General features: G+C 67.4%; 8 protein-coding genes. All 8 read left to right on the forward strand.

What is annotated here, in order from left to right; all coding sequences use genetic code 11:
• The coding region (locus A9W96_RS24970) for a molybdopterin oxidoreductase family protein (RefSeq protein ID WP_156765398.1) at window positions 1-1,288 on the forward strand (1,288 nt) is incomplete at its 5' end.
• Window positions 1,289-1,293: 5 nt separating this feature from the next.
• Complete coding sequence (locus A9W96_RS31760) at window positions 1,294-1,647, forward strand: molybdopterin oxidoreductase (RefSeq protein WP_066876340.1); 354 nt, start codon at window positions 1,294-1,296, stop codon at window positions 1,645-1,647.
• An 18-nt stretch (window positions 1,648-1,665) separates the two neighbouring features.
• Entirely contained in the window at window positions 1,666-4,188 is a 2,523-nt protein-coding gene (gene nirB / locus A9W96_RS24980; protein WP_067143870.1) for a nitrite reductase large subunit NirB, read from the forward strand.
• On the forward strand, window positions 4,185-4,508 hold the full coding sequence (locus A9W96_RS24985; protein WP_066866025.1) for a Rieske 2Fe-2S domain-containing protein: 324 nt from the start codon (window positions 4,185-4,187) through the stop codon (window positions 4,506-4,508). The genes nirB and A9W96_RS24985 overlap by 4 nt, the downstream gene beginning before the upstream one ends.
• Before the next feature lie 194 nt (window positions 4,509-4,702).
• Window positions 4,703-5,356, forward strand: a complete 654-nt coding sequence (locus A9W96_RS24990) for an SAM-dependent methyltransferase (protein ID WP_066866023.1) — start codon at window positions 4,703-4,705, stop codon at window positions 5,354-5,356.
• A 168-nt stretch (window positions 5,357-5,524) separates the two neighbouring features.
• On the forward strand, window positions 5,525-6,730 hold the full coding sequence (locus A9W96_RS24995) for an alpha/beta hydrolase (protein WP_066866021.1): 1,206 nt from the start codon (window positions 5,525-5,527) through the stop codon (window positions 6,728-6,730).
• A 44-nt stretch (window positions 6,731-6,774) separates the two neighbouring features.
• Complete coding sequence (locus tag A9W96_RS25000) at window positions 6,775-8,184, forward strand: wax ester/triacylglycerol synthase family O-acyltransferase (RefSeq protein WP_067143872.1); 1,410 nt, start codon at window positions 6,775-6,777, stop codon at window positions 8,182-8,184.
• A 132-nt stretch (window positions 8,185-8,316) separates the two neighbouring features.
• Window positions 8,317-9,111 carry a crotonase/enoyl-CoA hydratase family protein gene (locus A9W96_RS25005; protein WP_369830868.1) on the forward strand — a complete coding sequence of 265 codons (795 nt, stop codon included), beginning with the start codon at window positions 8,317-8,319 and terminating at the stop codon, window positions 9,109-9,111.
• Window positions 9,112-9,243 lie beyond the last annotated feature (132 nt).

The following is a 9,243-nucleotide window of genomic DNA, read 5'->3' on the forward strand; positions in this document are numbered from 1 at the left end:
GAACGACATCGTGGCGGCGGCCCGGCTGCTCGCCAACGCCGGTCGCGCGATGATCCTCACCGCTCGGGGGGCCGAGCAGCACAGTTCCGGCACCGACACGGCGCAGGCGTTCATCAATCTCGCCCTGGCACTGGGGCTGCCAGGCCGTCAATACAGCGGTTTCGCCACCATCACGGGACAGGGCAATGGGCAGGGCGGTCGCGAACACGGGCAGAAGTGCGACCAGCTACCGGGTTATCGCAAGCTGGACGATCCTGTCGCTCGGGCCCACGTGGCGCAGGTATGGGGCATCAACGCCGCCGACCTGCCGTCCTCGGGCCGGTCGGCATACGAGATGCTCAGCGGCATCGGCAATCCCGGTGGCGTACGGGCGTTGTGGGTGCTGGCGTCCAACATCGCGGTGTCCGCACCGAACTCGACGTACGTCGCCGAAAAGCTGGCGGAGCTGGACTTTCTCGTGGTGTCTGACATTTTCCTGTCCGAGACCGCCGCGCTGGCCGACGTGGTGCTGCCCACCACGCAGTGGGCTGAGGAGTCGGGCACCATGACGAACCTGGAAGGGCGGGTGATCCTGCGCCGGGCGGCGGTTTCGCCGCCCGGGGAGGTGCGCTCCGATCTGGACGTGACGACCGATTTGGCAAAACGACTGGGGGCACAAGGCTTTTCGGCCGAACCGCAGGAGGTGTTCGAGGAACTGCGTCGGGCAAGTCAGGGCGGTAAGGCCGACTACAGAGGAATCAGCTATGAACGGATCGAGGCCCACGACGGGGTGTTCTGGCCTTGCCCGTCAGCGCTGTACCCCGACACGCCGCGACTGTTCGTCGAGGACTTCCCCACGCCCGACCGCCGGGCCCGCTTCCACGCGACCGAACAACGCGCCGCCGCCGAACTGCCCGATGACGACTACCCGTACTACCTGACGACCGGGCGAGTGTTGCGCCAATACCAATCCGGGACCCAAACCCGGCGCGTGGCACAACTTTCCGATGACGAATCCGAACCGGTGGCCGAGTTGCATCCCGCACTGGGTCGACGGATCGGAATCGCTGACGGCGACAAGGTCCGCCTCAGCACGCGCCGGGGTGAGGTCGTGATGAGAGCCCGCCTGGACGACAGCATTCGGCCCGACACCGTCTTCGCACCGTTTCACTGGGGCGGCGCGGGATGTATCAACCGGCTGACCAATCCGGCGCTCGACCCGCAGTCCCGCATGCCGTCGTTCAAGGTCTGTGCGGTCGCCGTGTCCGCAATTCACGCCGGGCCGATCGTTTCCAGGGAAGGAGATTGACACATATGGGTGACGACAGCACGCCCCGATTCCTGCAGGGCGCCTTCGCGTTCGACGGCAAGGGCTACGACGCCCCGGTGCCGCTCGACGCGTCGATGCGCTACCTGGTGCCGGCGGGCGCGATCGCCCAGCCGGTGTATTTCCGCGGCGGCAACAGCACCGAGGAGCTGATCACCGTCGTGGTGATGCGCGACGGCGCCCCGATGCGCTACTTCCCGATCGGCGCCAAAGCCGCCGTACACGTGCCGCTGCGGGTCGTCGAAGACCTGCTCGCCGACACCGTTCTCGAGGTTTTCCTCGCCGCACCGGACGGGCTGAGCGGCACGGTGTTCGTCGACATCGGCCTGGTCGAAATCTAGCCCCCGCGAGGATCATTCATGACCACACTCGTTCAATGCGAAACCAACGGCCACCGTCCGCCGACCCGGGCCGCCCTGGTGGTGGTCGGTAACGGGATGGCGGGAGCGCGGGCGCTCGAGGAGATCATCGCGCGCGGCGGCAGTGAGCGGTTTTCCATCACCGTGTTCGGCGACGAACCGTACGGTAACTACAACCGGATCTTGCTCTCCAACGTGCTGGCCGGCTCCGACGATGCGCGTGAAATCTATCTCAATCCGCTGGACTGGTACGGCGACAATGACGTTGACCTGCGAGCGGGAGTGCGGGTGGTGCGCGTTGACCCCTTTGCGCACCTGGTGCACGCCGACGACGGCAGCACCGTGCGCTACGACAAGCTGATCCTGGCCACCGGCAGCAGATCGTTCTTCCCGCCCGTGGACGGCATCTGGTCGGACGACAAGACTCTCGCCCCCGGCGTCTTCGGCTTTCGCACACTCGACGACTGCGCAGGCATGATCGGCTTCGCCGACGGGCGAAGCCGGGCGGCCGTGATCGGTGGCGGTCTCTTGGGTCTGGAGGCCGCCCGAGGCCTGCAGAACCGGGGACTGCAGGTGGGCGTCGTACAGGGCGGTCCGACGTTGATGAACGCCCAACTCGACGATCAAGGGAGCGGCATCCTGCGGCGGCTGGTCGAGGCGCTGGGAATCGAGGTGTACACGGGCAAGAGAACCACCAGGATGCTCACTCGAGACGGGTCACCGTCGGCGATCGAGTTCGACGACGGCAGCCGGCTGCCGTGCGACATGGTGGTCATGGCGGCAGGCATCCGGCCGAATGTCGGGTTGGCGGTGCGCGCCGGTTTGACCGTCGAACGCGCCATCGTCGTCGACGATCACATGCGCTCGGTCGATGACGGCGACATCTACGTGGTCGGCGAATGCGCACAGCACCGCGGCCAGGTCTACGGCCTGGTGGCGCCGCTGTGGGAGCAGGCCACCGTGCTTGCCGATCATTTGACGGGCGTCAATCCCCGTGCGGCATACCATGGTTCGCGCACGGCAACCAAGCTCAAGGTTGCCGGTGTGGACGTGGCGGCAATGGGCATCAAGAGCCCCGAACGCGACGACGACGAATTCGTGCAGTACTCCGAGCCGCGGCGGGGTGTGTACAAGACAGTCGTGGTGCGCGACGACAAATTGGTCGGGGCGACGCTGGTCGGCGATGTCAGCAAGGTGGCGTTTCTGATGCAGGCCTTCGACCGCGGCCTCCCGCTACCGCCCGAGCGCGTCTCGCTGATGTTCGACATCGGCGGTGCTCCGGACCCAGCCACCGGGGCGGCCGAATTGTCCGACGACGCGCAAGTATGCAACTGCAACGGGGTCGACAAGTCCGCGATCGTGCGGTGCGTGAGAGACGGGCAGACGTCACTCGAGGGGGTGATGTCGGCGACCCGCGCCGGCAAAGGATGCGGATCCTGCAAGGGCCTGGTCGCGCAGCTCGTCGAGTGGGCGGCCTCGGAAGCCGGGGCCGCGATTTCGCACGACGCCGCGGCCAATTGGTACGTGCCGGGGATCCCTTACGAGAAGCCGGAGCTGATGCGCAGGATCCGCGAGCTCGAACTGCACTCGGTGTCATCTGTTTTCGCCGCGCTGGCGCCGGAGGGCCGCGAGGACGCCGGATCCAAAATGGCGTTGTCCTCGCTGCTGCACATGATGTGGGGCGACGAATTCGTCGACGAGCGCGACGGCCGGTTCATCAACGACCGGGTGCACGGCAATATTCAGCGGGACGGAACGTTCTCCGTGGTGCCCCAACTCAAGGGCGGGGTGACCAGCGCCGAGCAACTGCGCAAGATCGCGGACGTCGCCGACAAGTACCGCATCCCGATGATCAAGCTCACGGGCGGCCAGCGCATCGATCTGCTGGGCGTGCGCAAGGAAGACCTCCCGCTGGTGTGGGCGGACCTCGGCATGCCGTCCGGGTATGCATACGGCAAAAGCTTCCGCACCGTCAAAACCTGTGTGGGAAGCGACTTTTGCCGCTACGGCCTGGGTGATTCGACGGCGCTGGGCATTGCGATCGAGGAGCGCTTCCAAGGCATACCCAGCCCCGGCAAGATGAAGCTCGCGGTGACCGGGTGCCCCCGCAACTGCGCCGAAGCGCTGTGTAAGGACGTCGGCGTGGTCGCAATCGAAGGCGGGCAGTGGCAGATCTACGTCGGCGGCGCCGCCGGCGCACACGTGCGCAAGGGCGACCTGTTGACCACCGTCGGCACCCCGGCCGAGGTGATCGCGCTGACCGGGCGGTTCCTGCAGTACTACCGCGAAAACGCCAACTGGTTGGAGCGCAGCTACGACTTCGTCCCGCGGGTGGGCATCGACCGGATTCGCAACATCGTGGTCTTCGACAGCGACGGCATCGCCGCCGACCTGGATGCCCGCATGCAGAAGTCGGTCGACTCGTACCGAGATCCGTGGACCGATGGCCGAGAAGCCGCGAATGCCAGCCAATTTCGCTCGTCGTTGCCGCTGATCCCGCTGCCCCGGGTGCCGGTGCGATGAGTGATGTCAACCTGGGACCGGTGGATCAGATCCCGGTCGGAGAGGGCCGAACCTTTGTCGTCGACGGCCGGCAGATCGCGGTGTTCCGGTGCCGGGACGGCTCGCTGCGCGCGCTTGACGCCGTGTGCCCGCATCGCGGCGGTCCGCTGGCAGACGGGCTCATGGACGCCGACGTCGTCATTTGCCCGCTGCACGGCTTCACCTACGACCTGGCATCGGGATGCGAGGTCGCCAACGGCGGAGCGCCGGTCACCGCCTATCCCGTTCACGCCGACGACGGGTCGGTTCACCTGCGGGTCGATGGGAAAGTCCACGCCTGATCACTGAACCATTTCGGTTCCGGCCCCGTGCACCAGTGCGGTGGATTAACCGAGCCACGATCGGGGTATCGAAGCAGTGCTGGCGCACGGGCTTGCCGTCAGCTTGTTGGGGTTTGCCGGCGCGTCGCCGCAACGTCCCGCAGGGACGGGAGCGTCGGCGCGCCGCCCGATCGGCCAGGACGCGAGGACGTGAAATGCTTGGGCAACTTTACGATCGGGCACTTGGCGGGGAGCGATGTTGGATCCGTCATGACGACGGCGAACTGCGGCCACTGCCGGCGCACCGATGGTTGGGTGCCCGATGTCCCGGTGATGGATCTGGTGACGCCTTCGACGAAATCTTCGACGAAGCCGTCACGCAGATGTGCACCGGGCCGACAATCGAGCTGGGTTGCGGTCCGGGCCGGTTGGTGGCGAGGCTGATTCAGCGGGGCATCCCCGCACTGGGCATCGACCGGTCCGCGACCGCCATCCAGCTGGCGGGTCGCGGTGGTGCACCGGCACTGCTGGGCGACGTGTTCGAGCCGCTGCCGGGAACGGGCCTGTGGCAGACGGTTTTATTGGTCGACGGCAACGTCGGGCTCGGCGGGGATCCGCGACGAATCCTCGGGCGCGCCTTCGAGCTGCTGGCCCGCGGCGGGCGTTGCGTGGCCGAGTTCGAGGCCGAGGCCATCGGGATCTGTTCGCGCTGGGTGCGTCTGGAGTCGGCGGGGGAGGTCGGCCCCTGGTTTCGCTGGGCGTCCGTGGGGGTGGACAGCGCCGCCGCGCTGGCCACGCAGGTGGGGCTGACGCTGACCGGCGTCAGCCTTGTCGGTGGCCGGGTCATCGCCGACCTGGTGGCCGGGTAAGCGTGTCGTACACAGCAAAATTCGGCGAACGCAGCGAACAATTAAAAGCTGTTCAAACAGCGTAAATATCGTGGTCAGCGAGCACGCCCGGCAAAGCGGTTCCAGCACGGCGCCCCGTTCTGTGGAAACGTCAGTTTGCGAAACGCCGTGAGGGGTACAGTCCCGTTCATGACGGCGAATGGACCGGGCATTACCAATTGCGTGAAATGGTTGCTGCGGGCCCGCCCCGGTGACTATGCGCTGGCGTTGAGTGTGGCCGGGGCTTCGCTGCCCGTGGTCGGCAAGCATCTCGAGCCCCTCGGCGGGTTGACCGCCATGGGTGTCTGGGGCGCTCGGCACGCGCCGGAGGCGATCTCCGCGGCGACCAAAGACTGGTTCACCCCCGGCATCAACGACGTCCGGCGCCGTGACCGCGCCAGCACCCAGCAGGTCTCCCTCGCCGCCTTGCGCGGGGTCGTGGCGGCCGCGGATCTCGAGACGGACTGGCCCGTCGCCGAGAAGACACCGCCGATCTGGGATGGCCTGCGCCAGCGCCGCTACCTTTATCGCCGCGCCGTGCACTACGGGGACCACCCCGATCAGGTGCTCGACGTCTGGCGGCGCAAAGACCTGCCCGCCCAACCCGCGCCGGTGCTGATCTTTTTGCCGGGCGGCGCCTGGGTGCACGGCAAGTGCATGGGCCAGGGGTCGGCGCTGATGTCCCGGCTCGCCGAGCAGGGCTGGGTGTGCCTGGCGGTCAACTACCGCGTCTCGCCGCACCACCGCTGGCCGCGCCACATCGTCGACGTCAAGACCGCCATCGCGTGGGCGCGCGCCAACGTCGACAAGTTCGGCGGCGACCGGGATTTCGTTGCGGTAGCGGGATGTTCGGCCGGTGGCCACCTGAGCGCGCTGGCCGGCCTGACGCCCGACGACCCGCAGTTCCAGGCGAAGCTGCCCGAGGGCGCGGACACCTCGGTGGACGCCGTCGTCGGGATCTACGGCCGCTACGACTGGGAGGACCGCTCGACGCCGGAGCGCGAGCGGTTCGTCGAATTCCTGGAGCGGGTCGTGGTGAAGAAGTCGATCGCCCGTCGCCCCGACATCTTCCGCGACGCGTCTCCGATCGCGCGCGTGCACCGAAACGCGCCGCCCTTCTTGGTCATTCACGGCAGCAAAGACACCGTGATCCCGGTCGAGCAGGCGCGCAGCTTCGTCGAGCGGCTGCGGGCGGTGTCGCATTCGATGGTCGGCTACCTGGAATTCCCCGGCGCCGGTCACGGCTATGACCTGCTCGACGGCGAGCGAGCCGGCGCCGCGGCGCACGTCACTTCGCTGTTCCTGAACCAGATTTACCGCACCAAGACACGCGTCGGGGCAAAAGAGGTTATCTGAACAGCCACCGCTGAGTATGGTCCCTCTATGGGCAAGGGGCAGGGGTGAAGAGGCTTAGCGGGTGGGACGCCGTACTGCTGTACAGCGAAGCGCCGAACGTGCACATGCACACCATCAAGGCCGCCGTCATCGAGCTGGACGCTGACCGCCGGTCACTGGACGTCGACACCTTTCGCGAAGTCATCGCCGGGCGGCTGAGCAAGCTCGACCCGTTCTGCTACCAGCTCGTCGAGGTGCCCTTCGGCTTCCACCACCCGATGTGGCGGGAGAACTGCGAACTCGACCTGAACTATCACATCCGCCCCTGGCGGGTGTCGCCGCCCGGGGGCCGCCGGGAACTGGACGAGGCCATCGGGCAAATCGCCAGCACCCAGCTCGATCGCAGCCGGCCGCTGTGGGAGATGTACTTCGTGGAGGGCTTGGCCAACAACCGGATTGCGGTCGTCGGCAAAATCCACCACGCCCTTGCCGACGGCGTCGCCTCGGCGAACCTGTTGGCCCGCGGCATGGATCTGCAGCCGGGCCCGGAAGGCAAGCCGTACGTGTGCGACCCGGCCCCCACCTCGCGGCAGCTGATGGTGTCGGCCTTCGCCGATCACATGCGCCATGTCGGGCGGCTGCCGCACACCATCCGCTACACCGCCCAAGGTGTTGGGCGGGTGCGCCGCAGCACACGCAAGTTATCCCCGGAGCTGACCCGGCCCTTCGAGCCGCCGCCGACCTTCATGAACCACAAGATCACCCCGGTACGGCGGTTCGCCACCGCCACCCTGGCCCTGGCCGACGTCAAGGAGACCGGCAAGCGGCTCGGGGCGACGATCAACGACATGGTGCTGGCCATGGCGACCGGGGCGCTGCGCACCCTGCTGTTGCGGTACGACGGCAAGGCCGAACCGCTGTTGGCGTCGGTGCCGATGAGTTTCGACTTCTCGCCCGAACGGATCTCGGGCAATCGCTTCACCGGCGTGCTGGTGGGCCTGCCGACCGATTCCGACGATCCGCTGGAGCGGGTGCGGTGCAGCCACGAGAACGCCATCGCCGCCAAGGAAAGCAACCAGCTGATGGGCCCGGAGTTGGTCAGCAGGTGGGCGGCCTACATGCCGCCCCGGCCCACCCAGGCCTTCTTCCGCTGGGCGTCCGGTCGCGACGGACACAACAAGATCCTCAACCTGAACATCTCCAACGTCCCGGGACCGCGCGAGCGCGGCCGGGTGGGCGGGGCGCTGGTCACCGAGATCTATTCGGTGGGGCCGTTGACCGCCGGCAGCGGCCTGAACATCACCGTGTGGAGCTATGTCGACCAGCTCAACATCTCGGTGCTCTGCGACGGGTCCACGCTCGAAGACCCGCACGAGGTTTCCGACGCCATGGTCGCTGACTTCATCGAAATTCGCAGGGCCGCAGGGCTTTCCGAAAAGCTGACGGTCGTCGAGGCGGCGATGGCTCCGGCCTGACCGGGCCGGATCGGTAGCTGATCACCTTCGGCGGTAAGCGGGATCTCGGGGGACGTTAACGCCATTTCCGGCGACCGTTACCATCGGTCCGACAGGAGCTATCCGAATGCCACCCCATTCCCTGAAGGAGCTGTGCGGCCCGTGAGCACTGGGAACGACGACGCCAACGAACCCGAAGTTCTGGTCGAACAACGGGATCGAATCCTCATCATCACGATCAACCGGCCCAAGGCCAAGAACGCGGTCAACTCCGCGGTGGCCAACGGCCTGGCCGCCGCAGTCGACCGGCTCGACAACGAGACCGGCCTGTCGGTCGGGATCCTCACCGGCGCGGGCGGCTCGTTCTGCGCGGGCATGGACCTCAAGGCCTTCGCCCGCGGCGAACTGCCCATCGTCGACGGTCGTGGCATGGGCTTCACCGAGCGTCCGCCGGTCAAGCCGCTGATCGCGGCGGTGGAGGGCTACGCGCTGGCCGGCGGCACCGAGCTGGCCCTGGCGACCGACCTGATCGTGGCCTCCAAGGACTCGGCGTTCGGCATCCCGGAGGTCAAGCGTGGGCTGGTCGCCGGCGGTGGCGGGCTGCTGCGGCTGCCGCAGCGCATCCCGTCGGCGATCGCCATGGAGCTGGCGCTGACCGGTGAGAACCTGAGCGCGGAGCGTGCGCATGCGCTGGGCATGGTCAATGTGCTGGCCGAACCGGGCGCGGCGCTGGACACCGCGATCGCGCTGGCCGAAAAGATCGCGGCGAACGGGCCGCTCGCGGTGGCCGCCACCAAGCGGATCATCGTCGAGTCCCGCGGCTGGAGCCCCGAGGAGATGTTCGCCGAGCAGAACAAGCTGCTGGCCCCGGTGTTCTCCTCCAACGACGCCAAGGAGGGCGCCATCGCCTTCGCCGAGAAGCGCCCGCCGAAGTGGACCGGCACCTAACCCGCGAGCAGACGCAAAAGCCCCCGCCCGCGCGGCGTGTGGGGGGCTTTTGCGTCTGCTCGCGGTACTAAGCCGTCAGATAGCGCTGCACAGTCGGCCCCAGCCAGGCGACCAGGTCCTCGACGGGGGTCG

It is taken from the genome of Mycobacterium sp. 1245852.3 (assembly GCF_001669335.1).
Lineage (GTDB): Bacteria > Actinomycetota > Actinomycetes > Mycobacteriales > Mycobacteriaceae > Mycobacterium > Mycobacterium europaeum_A.

Bases quoted from the DNA above. Each gene is read 5' to 3' on its own strand.
- A9W96_RS31760 (WP_066876340.1), top strand. From the start codon at position 1,294: ATGGGTGACGACAGCACGCCCCGATTCCTGCAGGGCGCCTTCGCGTTC.
- nirB (WP_067143870.1), top strand. From the start codon at position 1,666: ATGACCACACTCGTTCAATGCGAAACCAACGGCCACCGTCCGCCGACC.
- A9W96_RS24985 (WP_066866025.1), top strand. From the start codon at position 4,185: ATGAGTGATGTCAACCTGGGACCGGTGGATCAGATCCCGGTCGGAGAG.
- A9W96_RS24990 (WP_066866023.1), top strand. From the start codon at position 4,703: ATGCTTGGGCAACTTTACGATCGGGCACTTGGCGGGGAGCGATGTTGG.
- A9W96_RS24995 (WP_066866021.1), top strand. From the start codon at position 5,525: ATGACGGCGAATGGACCGGGCATTACCAATTGCGTGAAATGGTTGCTG.